The following is a 15,497-nucleotide window of genomic DNA, read 5'->3' as shown; positions in this document are numbered from 1 at the left end:
TAATGAAGAAAGAATATCTAATCTATAAATTATCTGATGAAGTAAAGAATTCTTGCAAAATTGATACCGAACTCTTTTCTAAGTATGGTGTAAAGCGAGGTCTTCGTAATGACGACGGAAGTGGTGTACTTGTGGGTTTGACGAATATAGGTAATGTTGTTGGTTATAATCGTGCTGAAGATGGAAAGTTAACACCATGTCCTGGAAAACTCTATTATCGTGGCTATGAGCTTGATGATTTAGTAGCTCCACTGCTCAAAGAAAAAAGATTTGGTTTTGAGGAGATTGCATATCTTTTGCTTTCAGGAAAACTTCCTGACAAAGAGGAATTGTCGGCTTTTAGTGAACTTCTCAACGATAATATGCCTTTGGATCATCGTACAATCGTGCATATCATAGATTTGGAAGGCAATAATATCATGAATATTTTGGCGCGATGTGTCTTGGAAATGTATACTTTTGACCCAAATCCAGATGATATTAGTAGAGATAATTTGATGCGTCAGAGTATTGAGTTGATTGCAAAATTTCCAACGATAGTTGCATATGCGTATAATATCTATCGTCATGGTGTGCAGGGTAGAAGTTTGCACATTCGTCACCCTCGTGAGAATTTGAGTATTGCAGAAAATTTCCTTTTTATGCTGAAGCATAATCATTATACAGAACTCGATGCACGTATGCTTGATTTGCTTTTGATTATTCAGGCCGAGCATGGCGGTGGTAATAACTCTACTTTCACCGTTCGTGTTACAAGTAGTACTCGAACTGATACATATTCAAGTATTGCTGCAGGTATTGGTTCTTTAAAGGGACCTTTACATGGAGGAGCTAACATTAAGGTAATTAATATGTTTCATCACTTAAAAGAGCAGATCAAGGATTGGACTAACTTAGATGAAATAGATACCTATTTAAATCGTATGCTTAATAAAGAAGCTTATGATAAAACTGGCTTGATTTATGGAATTGGTCATGCCGTGTATACAATGAGCGACCCTCGTGCTGTTGAACTTAAGAAATTGGCTGGCGAACTTGCTAAAGAAAAGGGGAGAGTGGAGGAATACGAATTTTTGAAGCTTATAGAGCAAGAGGGTATTAAATGTTTGACAAAATTCCGTCAGGGTAATAAGCCTGTTTGTGCAAATTTGGATTTCTATAGTGGTTTCATATATGAAATGATCGGTCTTCCTCAAGAAATTTATACTCCAATTTTTGCAATGGCTCGTATTGTAGGCTGGACAGCGCATCGTATCGAGGAACTGAATTTTGCAGGTAGAAGAATTATTCGTCCTGCATATAAGAACGTTCTTGACGAAAAAGAATATATTCCAATTTCCAAACGATAATTATACTTGTCAAGTAATTATAGTATATTAAAAAAAAGTTAGAAGTAAATCGATATGGTATTTATCTTCTAACTTTTTTGCGTTTTGTGAGAAATAAAGTATCTTTGTAAAAAAATAAAAACTATGAATACTAAACTTTATTTTGGTAGCTTGATTGCTACATTGCTAATACCTTCAGAATCCAAAGCACAGATAAGTAAGGCAACTCCAGATCATCCAAACATAATCTTTATTTTGGCTGATGATATGGGCTATGGTGATTTACATTGCTATGGTAATCAATATATTAAGACACCCAACATAGATCGATTAGCTGAAAGTGGTACACGCTTTGAACAAGCTTATGCTGGTAGTGGAATCTCTTCTCCATCAAGATGTTCTTTGATGACTGGGAAAAATACAGGAAATACGAGAATTCGTGATAATCAATGTCCTGTAGGTGGAAAAATAGGAATAAAAATTAATCCTAAGGGAGATACTACTTATATTCATCGTGCTAATTTATTACCTGAGGATACAACAATAGCAACCGTTCTTCAAACTGCTGGATATCGTACATGCTTGGTTAATAAATGGCATTTAGATGGTTATGATCCGATGGCTGCTCCAAACCATAGAGGATTTGATGAGTTTTACGGATGGACAATTAGTACACCGCATAGCAACGGCCCGTATTATTATTATCCATATTATCGTTTCCATGGAGACTCTTTGATAAACATTAAAGAAAATGAACATGATGCCCATGTACGTCATAATACAGAGATCTCTACTGATGATGCAATTGCTTTTATACATCGAGAAAAAGATCATCCTTTTTTCTTGTATTTAGCTTATGATGCACCTCATGAGCCTTATCATATTGATGATACTTCATGGTATGATGAAAAAGGTGAATGGAGTATGAATACAAAACGATATGCAGCTTTAGTAAGCCACATGGATTATAATATTGGTCGTGTCTTGGGTACTTTAGATGCTTTAGGGCTTAGGGAAAATACTCTAGTTATTTTTGCAAGTGATAATGGTGCTGCTGTTATGGCTCCAATCCAGGATTTGAATAGTGGCGCTGGTTTAAAGGGACATAAGGGACAACTTTATGAGGGAGGTATAAAGGTTCCTGTAATCGTTAATCAACCAGGTAAAGTACCTGTTCAAAAGTTGAATAATATTATTTATTTCCCTGATTTTATGCCTACTTTTGCAAAAATTACAGGATGTACGAAGAGTTTGCCTAAAAATATTAATGGTATGGATATTTCTCCATTATTTTATGGTGAGCAGATGGATACAGATAATCGTTATTTATATTGGGAATTTCCAGGTAAACAGCGTGCAATACGTTTTGGTAAATGGAAGGCTGAAAGTATAGGAAAAAATAAGCCTTTAGAGCTTTATAATATTGAAGACGATAAGTATGAGACTACCAATTTAGCAGATAAATATCCTAAATTATTAAAGCAATTGGACAAGCAAATGAAAAAGATGAGAACTCCTTCTGAATATTGGCCTATTGAAGGAGAAAAAGGGTATAAAAATCTGTCTCTAAAGAATTAATAAACAAAGAGGTCTATTTCAAGAAACCTGATATTGAATTTACATGCAATATCAGGTTTTTTGATTTGATTATTTTAATTTTCGGGTGACAATATATTTGATTAAGAATAGTAAGATAGTAATAATAATGATGACGATAAACTCTATAATTGTTTTAAGCAAAGAACTCTGAATGGTGAGGATATCATCCAAAATATTCATGGTGATGATTGCTAATACTATAATAGAGATATTCCATATTCCAAAATTTTTTCTTTCAGATGCTTTCATATTATTTTATATTTGATATAAATATCAAATCGCTCATGATTGAGTCGCTGATATATAATCCTTTTCTAGTAAGAGACAATTTATTATCTTCGATTTTCATTTCATGAAGATTAATGTACTTTTGAGCTTCTTGAGTAAGATATAAGAACAGTTCTTCTCCATATTCATCCTTCAATTTTGTAAGATTAATGCCCTCGCGAGTTCTAAGTGCTGTTGTTATTAAATCATTATACCTTGTGGTAGCATCTAAATACTCACTCTCTGAAGGAAGTTTGTTGTCGTGAATGGATTGGATGTACTGATGGATGTTATCGACATTCCAACTTCTGTAATCTTTGTTGTATGAATGGGCAGCTGCTCCTATACCAATATAAGGAATAGCATTCCAATAAGAAGAATTATGTTGACTTCTAAATCCAGGGCGTGCAAAGTTACTGATTTCATAATGCTCATAGCCGGCTTGTGTTAATAAGTCTATGAGTTTCTTATACATCGCAAGACTTGTTTCTTCATCAATCTCTTCTATTTCACCCTTTTCTAACATGCGATATAGTGGTGTACCTTCTTCATACATAAGACTATAAGCTGATATATGCTTGGGTTCGAGTGAAACAGCTGTTTTAATATCTTCCTCCCATTCTGTAAGTGTCTCACCTGGAAAGCCAAACATTAAGTCTATGCTTATATTGTCAAAACCTGCGGACTTTAGTCTGTCAACTGCAAGTTTTACTTCATTAGCATTGTGGCGTCGATGAAGAAATTTCAGTCTTGCAGGGTCGAAAGTTTGTGCACCCATACTAACACGATTTACTCCTAGATAAGCAATAAAATTTGCAAAATCTTCAGTGATGTCATCGGGATTACATTCAAAAGTTATTTCGCAATTCTTCCTGATGATAGATCCATTACAATTCCAAATACTGTTTATAGAAGAAAAAATCTGCTGTAATTGCTCTTTTGATAATTGTGAAGGTGTTCCACCTCCGAAATAAATTGTCGAAATTTCAATAGGGCGTTTATCTATATTCTGCTTTCTAAGTTCCATTTCTCGACAAATTGCATCAGTGTATTTTTGTTTCAATTGTGAAAGTGTAGTACTATAAAATCCACAGTAAATACATCGACTAGCGCAAAATGGAATGTGTATATAAAGACCTGTCATTTTGCAAAAGTACTAATAAGTATCAAAAAAATGACTTTTTTTCTGAATTTCTTTTGGATTCTAATAAAAAAATACTATCTTAGTCGAGTATTAATAAAAAGCATCTGCATCTGCAGAAATACCTTGAAAAGTACAGAAAACACTTAAATATTCAACTTTAAATCTATAAGTTATGAGGGTATATCAAACTAACGAGATTAAAAATATTGCGCTTGTTGGCGCTTCGGGTAGTGGCAAGACGACTCTTGCCGAAAGTCTTATGTATGAAGCTGGCTTGATTAAGCGTCGTGGTTCCATTGATGCAAAAAATACAGCTAGTGATTATTTCCCAGTAGAGTTAGAGTATGGATATTCTGTATTCCCTACCGTTTTTCATGCTGAGTGGAATCATAAAAAATTAAATTTTATTGATTGTCCGGGTTCTGATGATTTTGTAAGTGGAGCTATAACATCACTGAATGTTACAGATTTGGCAGCGGTTGTAATTAATGGCCAGTATGGTCCAGAAGTGGGAACACAGAATGCCTTTCGATATACTGATAAATTAAAAAAGCCAGTTATTTTTTTAGTGAATCAGTTGGATTCTGAAAAATGCGATTTTGAAAATGTGCTGGCTCAAATGAAAGAAATATATGGTCAGAAATGTGTTCAGATTCAATATCCTTTGAATCCAGGGCCTGATTATAATAGTTTCATTGATGTTTTAGTTATGAAAAAGTATACATGGCTTCCTGAAGGTGGAAAACCTGTTATTGAAGATATCCCAGAGGAAGAAATGGAAAAAGCAATGGAACTTCATAGGGCTCTTGTCGAAGCGGCAGCCGAAAACGACGAGGGATTAATGGAAAAATTCTTCGAAGAGGAGTCTCTTACGGAGGATGAACTTAGAACAGGAATCCGTGAGGGATTGATAACTAGAAGTATATTTCCTGTTTTTTGTGTTTGTGCAGGTAAAGATATGGGGGTGCAACGCTTAATGGAATTCTTAGGTAATGTTGTGCCTTTTGTTAGTGATATGCCTAAAATATACAATACTAGGGGAGAAGAAGTTGCTCATGATAGCAATGGGCCTGAAAGTTTGTATTTCTTTAAGACTAGCATGGAACCGCATATTGGTGAAGTTAGTTATTTTAAGGTTATGAGTGGAAGAGTTAAGCCTGGTGATGACTTGACAAATGCAGATCGTGGTAGCAAGGAGCGTATCGGACAAATATATGCTTGTGCAGGTGCTATACGTATTCCTGTCGATGAAATGTACGCTGGTGATATTGGATGTACGGTAAAGTTGAAAGATGTAAAGACAGGTAATGCCCTTAATGGTAAAGACTGCGATTGGAAATATAATTTCATTAAATATCCGAATTCAAAATATGCGCGATCTATAAAGTCTAAGAACCCTCAGGATATGGAAAAAATGATGGCAGCAATATTAAAGATGCGTCAAGAGGATCCAACTTGGGTTGTTGAAAATAGTAAGGAACTGAGACAGACGATTGTTCATGGTCAAGGTGAGTTTCATTTGCGTACCTTGAAATGGCGTTTGGAAAATAATGAGAAAATTATGGTGGAATATGGTGTTCCACGTATTCCTTATCGTGAGACTATTACAAAGTCTGCAAAAGCAGAGTATCGCCATAAAAAGCAGAGTGGAGGTGCTGGTCAGTTTGGTGAAGTTCATTTAATCGTTGAGCCATATGCTGAAGGTATGCCAGACCCTGTAAGTTATAGGTTTGATGGACAGGAGTTTAAAATAAATATCAAGAATAAGCAAGAGATTGATTTAGACTGGGGTGGAAAACTAGTATTTATCAATAGTGTTGTTGGTGGTGCGATAGATGCACGTTTCATGCCTGCTATTTTGAAAGGTGTAATGGACTGTATGGAGCGTGGTCCGCTGACAGGAAGCTATGCGCGTGATGTTCGAGTTGTAGTCTATGATGGTAAGATGCATCCTGTTGATAGTAATGAACTTTCATTTATGTTGGCTGCCCGTCATGCATTCACTGATGCATTTAAGAATGCAGGTCCTAAAATACTTGAGCCAATATATGATATTGAAGTCTTTACTCCAGAAGATATAGTAGGTGATGTCATGAGCGATTTACAAGGTCGTCGTGGAATGATAATGGGTATGGATAGTGAAGCCGGATATCAGAAGTTACAAGCGAAAGTACCTTTGGCTGAGCTTGATGATTATAGCATAGCTTTAAGTTCTATTACAGGAGGTCGTGCTTCATTTACGACAAAATTTGCAAGTTATGAATTGGTTCCTAATGATGTTCAGCAAAAATTAATTGCTGCATATGAAGCGGAAGAAAAAAGCGTTGAATAATCTATGAAATATTAAAAGAGCATTCTGAAAAGAATGCTCTTTTTGTTAGTTGTATATTTGTAATTAAAAAATGGATAAGGTGTTAAATCGTCTAAAATGACTGGAAATAATTAACGCTATTATGTTAATTTATTAAGTATTTGCTATCTTTGCAATATGAAGAAGAAAACAATTTGGACTATTGCTCTGATTATGGGGTTCTCGTTTTTAGCATTGCTCTATCTTCAGTTGAACTATATCTCAGCTATGGCTAATATGAAGAAGGAGCAGTTTGATGAGTCTGTTAATCGTGCTCTTTATCAGGCTTCTCGTAATTTAGAGCTGAACGAGACACTTCGATATTTGGAAAAAGATATAAGTCAGACTACTCGTAGTCGTAAAGATACGGTAGGTGGATCGGATGCACATAATTATAATGTTGGTGCTAATGGTAATGTCTATTCGTCTTTTGAATTAAAGACATTAACCAGTAAACCTTCGAATATGCCAAAAGCTATGATTTTACATAGTGATAAAAATACTTTGTCAGAGGCAAAAAAGTCTTTGCAGGAGGCTGTTAAAAATCGCTATGTGTATCAGAAGGCTTTATTAGATGAGGTGGTTTATTCTATTTTGTATTCGGCTTCAGATAAACCTCTAAAAGATAGAATCAATTTTAAACTGCTTGATCAGGATCTTAAAGCAGAATTGATGAATAACGGTATTAATATACCTTATCACTTTACAGTTTGTACTCAAGATGGTCGTGAGGTTTATAGATGTCCAGATTATACAGATGAAGGTGAGCAGTATACATATACACAGTTGTTGTATCGTAATGATCCTCAGTCTAAAATGGGAATTGTAAAAATTCATTTTCCAGACATGAGTGGCTATATATTCTCGTCTGTTCGATTTATGATTCCAAGTATCATTTTTACCTTGGTATTGCTTGTAACTTTCATCTTTACCATTGTTGTGATATTCCGAAGCAAGCGATACAGCGAGTTGAAAAATGACTTTATCAATAATATGACACATGAGTTAAAAACCCCTATAGCAAGTATCTCTCTGGCAGCTCAGATGTTAAATGATAAGTCTGTTCCTAAAAGCGAAATGATGGTAGCTCATCTTGGTGGAATCGTAAATGATGAGAGTAAACGTTTGCGCTTCTTGGTTGAGAAAGTTTTGCAGATGTCCATGTATGATCGCAAAAAGGCTGTACTCAAGAAAAAAGAAGTAGACCTCAATGAAATGGTCGAAACAATTGGGCACTCGTTCAGCTTGCGAGTTGAACATACAGGAGGTAAGGTTTATATAGATATAGAAGCTATTGAGTCGACAATCTATGTAGATGAGATGCACTTCCAAAATGTTATATTTAACTTGTTGGATAATGCTGTTAAATATAGGAAACCGGATCAGCCTCTTGATGTCTATCTTAAAACATGGAATGAAGGGGATAAAGTTTGCGTTTCAGTTAAAGATACTGGATTAGGAATAAAGAAAGATAGTTTAAAGAAAATATTTGAAAAATTTTATCGTGTTCATACCGGTAATGTGCATGATGTAAAAGGTTTTGGTCTTGGACTTGCTTATGTGAAAAAAATGGTTGATTTGCATAATGGTGAAATTCATGTAGACAGTGAGTTTGGAAAAGGAACAACTTTTACAATAAAAATAGATTACGTAAGAAATTAAAGGAAATATTAATTAAATAAGAATGACTATGGACGAAAATTTAAAAATTCTGCTTTGCGAAGATGATGAAAATCTCGGAATGCTGTTAAGAGAGTATTTGCAGGCTAAGGGCTATGCTGCAACACTTTGTCCTGACGGGGAAATTGGCTATAAAGAATTTATGAAAAGTAAATTTGATATATGCGTTCTCGATGTCATGATGCCTAAAAAGGATGGATTTACCTTAGCTCAGGAAATTAGACAGGCGAATGCTGAGATTCCAATTATATTTTTGACAGCTAAGACTCTGAAAGAGGATATTTTGGAAGGGTTCAAAATTGGTGCTGATGATTATATCACTAAACCTTTTTCTATGGAAGAGCTTGTATTCCGTATTGAGGCTATATTAAGACGTGTACATGGAAAGAAAAATAAGGAATCAACACTTTATCATATTGGACGTTTCACGTTTGATACACAAAAGCAATTGTTGGTGATTGGTGATAAACAGACAAAATTAACAACAAAGGAAAATGAATTGTTGGGTTTGTTGTGCTCACATGCAAATGAAATTCTTCAGCGTGATTTTGCCTTAAAGACCATTTGGATAGATGATAATTATTTCAATGCCCGTAGTATGGATGTTTATATTACCAAATTACGTAAACATCTTAAGGATGATGACCAAATTGAAATTATCAATATTCATGGTAAAGGTTATAAACTTATTGTTCCAGAGCAAGAATAATCAATGTTTATAATATAAGCAAGACTTCTTGTGATGATATATATATCCTGCTATTCCAGCGAAAACAAAAAATAATCCGCTGAATAGCAGGATATTATTATTTATCTGGAAGATAGTGTAAACACAAAAGATGAGAACACCCAAAATAGTCATCGGTATATTGAATATATATATAACTTTTGAAAGTACTTTTTTAAAAAATTTTTTATTTAATTTCATATGAAAAACTAATTTTGCTCACAAAAGTACAAAAAATATTTGTGTATCTCATGGAAAAGTTGTACTTTTGCACCGCATTTATTAAAAATGCAATACAAATTAATTAATTTAATAATTTTTAGGTAGTATGAATCAATACGAAACCGTTTTCATTTTAACTCCCGTTTTGTCTGATGAACAGATGAAGGAAGCGGTCGCTAAATTCAAGAAGGTCCTCACCGATAACGGTGCTGAAATTCTGAATGAAGAGGCTTGGGGTCTTAAGAAGATGGCTTATGCTATTCAGAAGAAATCTACTGGCTTCTATTGCTTGGTAGAGTTCAAGGGCGAGCCAACTTTGGTTAATAAACTCGAAACAGCTTATCGTCGTGACGAGAAAGTTATTCGTTACATTACAGTTAAACTCGACAAGTATGCTGCACAGTATGCTGAGAAGAGAAGAAAGAAATTAGGTAATAAGGAGGCTTAATCATGGCAGATCAGAAAAAATCAGAAATCCGTTATTTGACTGCTCCTTCTATCGACACAAAGAAGAAGAAGTATTGCCGTTTTAAGAAGAGCGGTATTAAGTATATCGACTATAAGGATCCTGAGTTCTTGAAGAAGTTCTTGAATGAGCAGGGTAAGATTCTTCCTCGTCGTATCACAGGTACATCTTTGAAGTATCAGCGTCGTGTAGCACAGGCTGTTAAGCGTGCTCGTCAGATTGCTTTGCTTCCTTATGTAACCGATTTGATGAAATAATTTAAAAAGGAAGGTAACGCATGGAAATTATTCTTAAAGAAGATATTATCGGTCTTGGATACAAGAACGATATCGTAAATGTAAAGAATGGTTATGGCCGTAACTATCTTATCCCACAGGGTAAGGGTGTGATTGCTTCTCCTTCAGCTAAGAAAATTTTGGCTGAGAACTTGAAGCAGCAGGCTAAGAAACTTGCAGCTATTAAGGCAGAAGCTGAGAAGAAGGGTGAAGCTTTAAATGGTGTGGCTCTTACTATTGCCGCTAAGGTAGCAGCTACTGGTGTAACTTATGGTTCTATTACTGTAGCTCAGGTAGCTGAAGAACTTGCTAAGAAAGGTATCGAAGTTGATCGTAAGATTATCACTATGAAAGATATCAAGAAGGTAGGTGAGTATGAGGCAACTATTCACTTCCACAAGGAAGTAGAAGTTAAGGTTCCTGTAACTGTTGTAGCTGAAAATGCTCCAGTTGAGGAAGCAAAGGCAGAGGCTAAAGCTGAAGTTGCTGAATAATTAAAAATCTCAGTAATATTAACTATTGCACTGTAAAGCAAATCAATATAAGATCCCGATCACTTTTGACAAGTGTTTCGGGATTTTTTTGTATCTTTGCATGTAAATACTATTAATAACAAATTAATTAAATATAAAAATGAAAGCATTTGTATTTCCTGGTCAGGGCTCTCAGTTTGTAGGTATGGGTAAGGACCTGTATGATAATAATCCATTAGCAAAAGAGTTGTTTGATAAGGCAAATGAAATTTTAGGCTTTAAGATCACTGATATTATGTTTGCTGGTACTGATGAGCAGTTGAAGGAAACAAAAGTAACTCAGCCTGCTGTTTTTCTGCATAGTGTTATTTCAGCTCTGTGTTTGGGTGATGATTTTAACCCTGATATGACTGCGGGTCATTCCCTTGGTGAATTCTCTGCTTTGGTTGCGGCTGGTGCTTTGAGTTTCGAAGATGGCCTTAAGTTGGTTGCAGCTCGTGCTAATGCAATGCAGAAGGCATGTGAAGCAAATCCAGGTACTATGGCAGCAATTATTGGTTTAGCTGATGATGTAGTAGAAAAAGTCTGTTCAGAAGTTTCTGCAGATGGTAACATTGTAGTTGCTGCTAACTATAACTGTCCTGGACAGTTGGTAATTTCAGGTAATGTAGATGCTATTAATGCTGCATGTGAGAAGTTGAAAGAAGCAGGTGCGAAGCGTGCTCTTCCTCTTCCTGTTAGTGGCGCTTTCCATTCTCCATTGATGCAGCTCGCTAAAGATGAGTTGGAGGCCGCAATTGAGAAGACTACCTTTAATGCTCCAAAATGTCCGGTTTATCAGAATGTTGATGCACAGCCTCATACTGATGCTGATGAAATTAAGAATAATTTGATTGCTCAGTTAACAGGTTCTGTACGTTGGACTTCAAGTGTTCAAAATATGATTGCTGCAGGAGCAGATGAATTTGTTGAATGTGGTCCAGGTCGTGCTCTTCGTGGTATGATTGGTCGTATTGATAGAAATGTAAATGCCCATGGCATTGACTAAGAAAATATTAATTTATCAGGTATTACCTAGACTCTTCGGCAATCGTAATGTTACTCATCAAGAGAACGGCTCGATTGCCGAAAATTCTTCTGGTAAATTTAATACCTTTGATCAGTCTATTCTCAAACGTATCCATCAATTGGGATTTACGCATGTGTGGTTTACGGGTGTTATTCGTCATGCTACTCAGACTGATTATTCTGCTTTTGGTATTCCTCGCTGCCATTCTGCTGTTGTTAAAGGTAAAGCCGGTTCTCCATATTCTATAACAGATTATTATGATGTAGATCCTGACTTGGCAGAAAATGTCGTTTGTCGTATGGAGGAGTGGGAGGCCTTGATAGCTCGTACTCATGAAGAAGGGATGAAAGTCATTATTGATTTTGTTCCAAATCATGTATCCCGTCAGTATCATTCAATATCTAAACCTTATGGTATAAAAGATTTAGGAGAAGATGATAATGTAGAAAAAGGTTTTGATCCACAGAATAATTTCTATTATTGTGTTGGACAAAAGTTTGATCCTCAATTTGATTTATTGCAAAATGAAGAATCTCCATACATAGAATATCCTGCTAAAGTAACAGGTAATGACAGATTTGATGCTCATCCTGGAATCAATGATTGGTATGAAGCCGTAAAATTAAATTATGGTGTTGATTATTTAGCAGGTCGTCAATGTCATTTTGATCCGATACCCGATACTTGGTATAAGATGAAAGATATCTTGCTTTTTTGGGCAGGAAAGGGGGTAGATGGTTTCAGGTGTGATATGGCTGAGATGGTGCCTGTAGAATTTTGGAAGTTTGCAACAGAAGCAGTTAAACTCCGATATCCAGATTTAATTTTCATCGGTGAAGTTTATGATCCTAATCAGTATAGGAACTATATAGCTTCAGGATTTGATTATCTTTATGATAAAGTGGGAATGTATGATTGTCTGCGTGGAATCATTCGGTCAGAGCGTCCAGCGTCTTCTATTACTTATGAATGGCAGCGTACAGATGATATTCATGATCACATGTTATATTTTCTTGAGAACCATGATGAACAACGTATAGCTAGTGATTTTTTCTGTGGAAATGCCTGGAAAGCTATTCCTGCAATTATTGTTTTGGCATTAATGCGTTCTAATCCTTTTATGTTATATAGTGGGCAGGAATTTGGTGAGCGCGGTATGGATAAAGAAGGCTTTAGTGGTTTGGATGGGCGTACTACAATATTTGATTATTGGAGTCCAGATACATTGAGTAGAGCGTATTCTGATAGGCGAAAATTGACAGATGACGAACGTGCACTAGCTATAACCTATAAGAAGATTCTTGCGATAGCAAATGGTGAAAAGGCTATTAGGGAGGGTGAATTCTTTGATCTTATGTATGTAAATCCAGCTTCATGGCAGTTTAATCCGCGTGAACAGTTTGCTTTTATAAGAAAAAAAGATGATGAGGTAATTCTTATAATCTCAAATTTCTCTGGTAATCATGTTACGGCAAATGTGATTATTCCTACACATGCTTTCGAATTTTTGCATCTTCCGGAAAAGACAGTTGCGGCAACAGATTTGCTAACGGGGGATACTCAGTTGGTGAATTTAAAAAAAGACACTGTGTTTCCATCTGAAATAGAACCTTTTAGTGGTAGAATTTTCAAATTCAGTGTAAAAATGAATGATAATGAATATTTGTTCAATGAGCATAACAAGGATGAATTTCCACCGGCTCATACTGCTGAGCATTTATTGAATCAGTTGATGGTGCGAATGTTTGGTTGTGAGCGAAGCCATAATGCGCATATAGAGCGTAAAAAGAGTAAGATTAGCTATATTCTTGATCATAAGCCATCTAGGCAGGAAGAAAAAGAAATTGAGCGCACCATGAAGCAACTTATTGAAGACGACTTAGATGTTACTTATGAATTGAAGAGTCGTTATGATCTACCTGAAGGTATTCAGTTGGATCGTCTTCCTAGTAATGCGCCAGATATGGTTCGTTTAGTACGAATAGGAGATTATGACGTGTGTCCATGTATAGGAAAACATGTTCGTTCTACAGGTCAAATTGGAAAATTTGTGATGTTAGGTACGAATTGGGATGAGAAGACACATGTTTTTAGAATTCGTTTTAAAATAGTTCCATAGTATTTTTATTTATATTACAAAAAGAGGGTATGTTCAAAATGGCATACCCTCTTTTTGTTATTTTGTTTCTTGCTCTTCTTTCATGTCAAGAAATTCTTTTTTATCATCATAGAATTCGTATTGTAAAAATGACATCTTTTGCGATGGAACAATATGTACTCCAAACCCATACTTAAACTGCCATTTTCTTTTTAAAGATATAAATCCTTTGTTGATAAAGGCAGCTACATAAGGATTGACGTATAAATAGAATTTTTTTACACCGATCTTGTTGACTAGTCTATCAATTTTCCTTTCAAGAGTATCTGTAAACAGTATGCTAGATTTAATTTTTCCTGTTCCAAAACAACTTGGGCAAGTTTCTTCTACGTTTACATCTATGGCTGGCCTTACTCGTTGTCGAGTTATCTGCATAAGACCAAATTTGCTCAATGGAAGAATATTATGCTTTGCTCTATCTTTTTGCATATTTTTACACATTCTTTCATATAGTAATTGTCGGTCTTCTGCTAAGTTCATGTCAATGAAGTCCACTACGATAATTCCTCCCATATCTCGTAGTCTTAGTTGTCGTGCAAGTTCGTCTGCTGCTCCTAAATTTACATCGAGAGCATTAGCTTCTTGCCCTTTTTCGCGGGTTCTATTTCCGCTATTGACATCAACAACATGTAGCGCTTCAGTGTGCTCTATGATGAGATAAGCACCATGTTTATAATTGACGGTCTTGCCAAAACTTGATTTTATCTGTTTGGTAATATTAAAATTATCAAAAATAGGGACTTTGCCAGAATAAAGCTTAACAATGTTAGTTTTCTCTGGTGCAATGAGAGATACGTAATTCTTGACTTCATTCATTACGTTCTCATCATTAACATAGATGTTCTCGTAAGTTGGATTAAACAAATCTCGCAACATAGCAACAGCTCTACCTGTTTCTTCGTAAATCAGTTGCGGACGTTTTTGGGTTTTCTGAACTTTACTAATGGCATCTTCCCAACGTTTTACCAAAATCTTCATTTCAGCATCAAGTTCAGCTACACGTTTACCTTCTGCTACAGTTCTTACGATAACTCCACAGTTGTTTGGTTTGATGCTATGGATAAGTTGTTTTAGTCTTGCTCTCTCTTCTCCTTTTTTGATTTTAGAAGAAACTGACACTTTATCACCGAAAGGGATTAAAACCAAATATCTTCCAGCAAATGATAATTCGCCAGTAAGTCTTGGTCCTTTTGTAGATATTGGTTCTTTTACAATTTGTACAAGAACATCTTGTCCAGCTTTAAGTACATTTTGTATACTTCCTTCTTTATCAAGGTCAGGTTGAGTTGTAGCTTTAGCAAAAGGGTACAATTTCCTATTGTCGCTTTCTACCTGTTTAACGTACTTTTGGTAAGAGTTGAATTGACTTCCTAGGTCTAGATAGTGAAGAAAAGCATCGCGTTCATATCCTACATCAACAAAGCAGGCATTTAGGCCAGGCATTAATTTCTTTACCTTAGCTACATAAATGTTACCCACAGAAAAAGAAGCCTGTCTAGATTCGTTTTGGTATTCAACCAATTGCTTATCTTCTAATAAAGCAATAGATATCTCTTTTTGTTGGGCGTCAATTACGAGTTCGCTAGTCATTTCTTTACTTAATAAAACTTAGTAGGTTTGTTTTTAAAGAAAAAGGGCGTGCCAAAAACCATAAGATTGCTTTGACACGCCCCTCAGTCCGAATAGACTGACGAGCAATTACTTGCTCTTATGTCTGTTCTTTCTTAATCTTTTTTTAC

The 15,497-nt window shown here is 35.5% G+C and carries 12 protein-coding genes; 10 read left to right on the top strand and 2 right to left on the bottom strand.

Annotated features, from left to right (window positions below; all coding sequences use genetic code 11):
• Positions 1–2: 2 nt before the first annotated feature.
• Positions 3–1,349 carry a citrate/2-methylcitrate synthase gene (locus L6471_RS10160; protein ID WP_006283131.1) on the top strand — a complete coding sequence of 449 codons (1,347 nt, stop codon included), beginning with the start codon at positions 3–5 and terminating at the stop codon, positions 1,347–1,349.
• A 123-nt stretch (positions 1,350–1,472) separates the two neighbouring features.
• On the top strand, positions 1,473–2,906 hold the full coding sequence (locus L6471_RS10155; protein ID WP_173651896.1) for a sulfatase-like hydrolase/transferase: 1,434 nt from the start codon (positions 1,473–1,475) through the stop codon (positions 2,904–2,906).
• A gap of 271 nt (positions 2,907–3,177) precedes the next feature.
• On the opposite strand, the gene hemW is transcribed toward L6471_RS10155, so the two are convergent.
• Entirely contained in the window at positions 3,178–4,338 is a 1,161-nt protein-coding gene (gene hemW / locus L6471_RS10150; RefSeq protein ID WP_237797287.1) for a radical SAM family heme chaperone HemW, read from the bottom strand.
• Positions 4,339–4,510: 172 nt separating this feature from the next.
• On the opposite strand from hemW, the gene L6471_RS10145 reads away from it, so the two are divergent.
• From L6471_RS10145 to L6471_RS10110, 8 genes are all read left to right on the top strand, one after another.
• A complete protein-coding gene (locus L6471_RS10145; RefSeq protein WP_237797286.1) occupies positions 4,511–6,670 on the top strand; it encodes an elongation factor G in 2,160 nt (719 codons plus the stop codon).
• Positions 6,671–6,826: 156 nt separating this feature from the next.
• Entirely contained in the window at positions 6,827–8,350 is a 1,524-nt protein-coding gene (locus L6471_RS10140; RefSeq protein ID WP_006283136.1) for a sensor histidine kinase, read from the top strand.
• A 28-nt stretch (positions 8,351–8,378) separates the two neighbouring features.
• Positions 8,379–9,077 carry a response regulator transcription factor RprY gene (gene rprY / locus L6471_RS10135; protein ID WP_006283137.1) on the top strand — a complete coding sequence of 233 codons (699 nt, stop codon included), beginning with the start codon at positions 8,379–8,381 and terminating at the stop codon, positions 9,075–9,077.
• Between the two features lie 346 nt (positions 9,078–9,423).
• Positions 9,424–9,765: a 30S ribosomal protein S6 gene (rpsF, locus tag L6471_RS10130; RefSeq protein WP_006283138.1), complete on the top strand. Its 342-nt coding sequence runs from the start codon at positions 9,424–9,426 to the stop codon at positions 9,763–9,765.
• 2 nt (positions 9,766–9,767) lie between these two features.
• Positions 9,768–10,040, top strand: a complete 273-nt coding sequence (rpsR, locus tag L6471_RS10125; RefSeq protein WP_006283139.1) for a 30S ribosomal protein S18 — start codon at positions 9,768–9,770, stop codon at positions 10,038–10,040.
• Between the two features lie 20 nt (positions 10,041–10,060).
• Positions 10,061–10,552 (top strand): 50S ribosomal protein L9, encoded by a 492-nt coding sequence (gene rplI / locus L6471_RS10120; protein WP_006283140.1) that lies wholly within the window; start codon positions 10,061–10,063, stop codon positions 10,550–10,552.
• A gap of 139 nt (positions 10,553–10,691) precedes the next feature.
• Complete coding sequence (gene fabD, locus L6471_RS10115; protein WP_006283141.1) at positions 10,692–11,579, top strand: ACP S-malonyltransferase; 888 nt, start codon at positions 10,692–10,694, stop codon at positions 11,577–11,579.
• Positions 11,572–13,719, top strand: a complete 2,148-nt coding sequence (locus L6471_RS10110; protein ID WP_237797736.1) for an alpha-amylase family glycosyl hydrolase — start codon at positions 11,572–11,574, stop codon at positions 13,717–13,719. The genes fabD and L6471_RS10110 overlap by 8 nt, the downstream gene beginning before the upstream one ends.
• A 57-nt stretch (positions 13,720–13,776) precedes the next feature.
• Here the strand turns inward: L6471_RS10110 and L6471_RS10105 are convergent, their stop codons facing one another.
• Positions 13,777–15,348, bottom strand: coding sequence for an Rne/Rng family ribonuclease (locus tag L6471_RS10105; RefSeq protein ID WP_006283143.1), 1,572 nt, complete (start codon positions 15,346–15,348; stop codon positions 13,777–13,779).
• Positions 15,349–15,497 lie beyond the last annotated feature (149 nt).

This window comes from Segatella bryantii (assembly GCF_022024215.1).
GTDB classification, from domain to species: domain Bacteria; phylum Bacteroidota; class Bacteroidia; order Bacteroidales; family Bacteroidaceae; genus Prevotella; species Prevotella bryantii.
This window is presented reverse-complemented; position numbering and strand designations above follow the sequence as displayed.

What these genes read in the sequence shown, in the direction of transcription:
- rprY (WP_006283137.1), top strand. Translation starts at nt 8,379, where the DNA reads ATGGACGAAAATTTAAAAATTCTGCTTTGCGAAGATGATGAAAATCTC.
- rpsR (WP_006283139.1), top strand. Translation starts at nt 9,768, where the DNA reads ATGGCAGATCAGAAAAAATCAGAAATCCGTTATTTGACTGCTCCTTCT.
- L6471_RS10155 (WP_173651896.1), top strand. Translation starts at nt 1,473, where the DNA reads ATGAATACTAAACTTTATTTTGGTAGCTTGATTGCTACATTGCTAATA.
- L6471_RS10105 (WP_006283143.1), bottom strand. Translation starts at nt 15,348, where the DNA reads ATGACTAGCGAACTCGTAATTGACGCCCAACAAAAAGAGATATCTATT.
- hemW (WP_237797287.1), bottom strand. Translation starts at nt 4,338, where the DNA reads ATGACAGGTCTTTATATACACATTCCATTTTGCGCTAGTCGATGTATT.
- L6471_RS10140 (WP_006283136.1), top strand. Translation starts at nt 6,827, where the DNA reads ATGAAGAAGAAAACAATTTGGACTATTGCTCTGATTATGGGGTTCTCG.
- L6471_RS10145 (WP_237797286.1), top strand. Translation starts at nt 4,511, where the DNA reads ATGAGGGTATATCAAACTAACGAGATTAAAAATATTGCGCTTGTTGGC.
- rpsF (WP_006283138.1), top strand. Translation starts at nt 9,424, where the DNA reads ATGAATCAATACGAAACCGTTTTCATTTTAACTCCCGTTTTGTCTGAT.
- L6471_RS10160 (WP_006283131.1), top strand. Translation starts at nt 3, where the DNA reads ATGAAGAAAGAATATCTAATCTATAAATTATCTGATGAAGTAAAGAAT.
- fabD (WP_006283141.1), top strand. Translation starts at nt 10,692, where the DNA reads ATGAAAGCATTTGTATTTCCTGGTCAGGGCTCTCAGTTTGTAGGTATG.
- rplI (WP_006283140.1), top strand. Translation starts at nt 10,061, where the DNA reads ATGGAAATTATTCTTAAAGAAGATATTATCGGTCTTGGATACAAGAAC.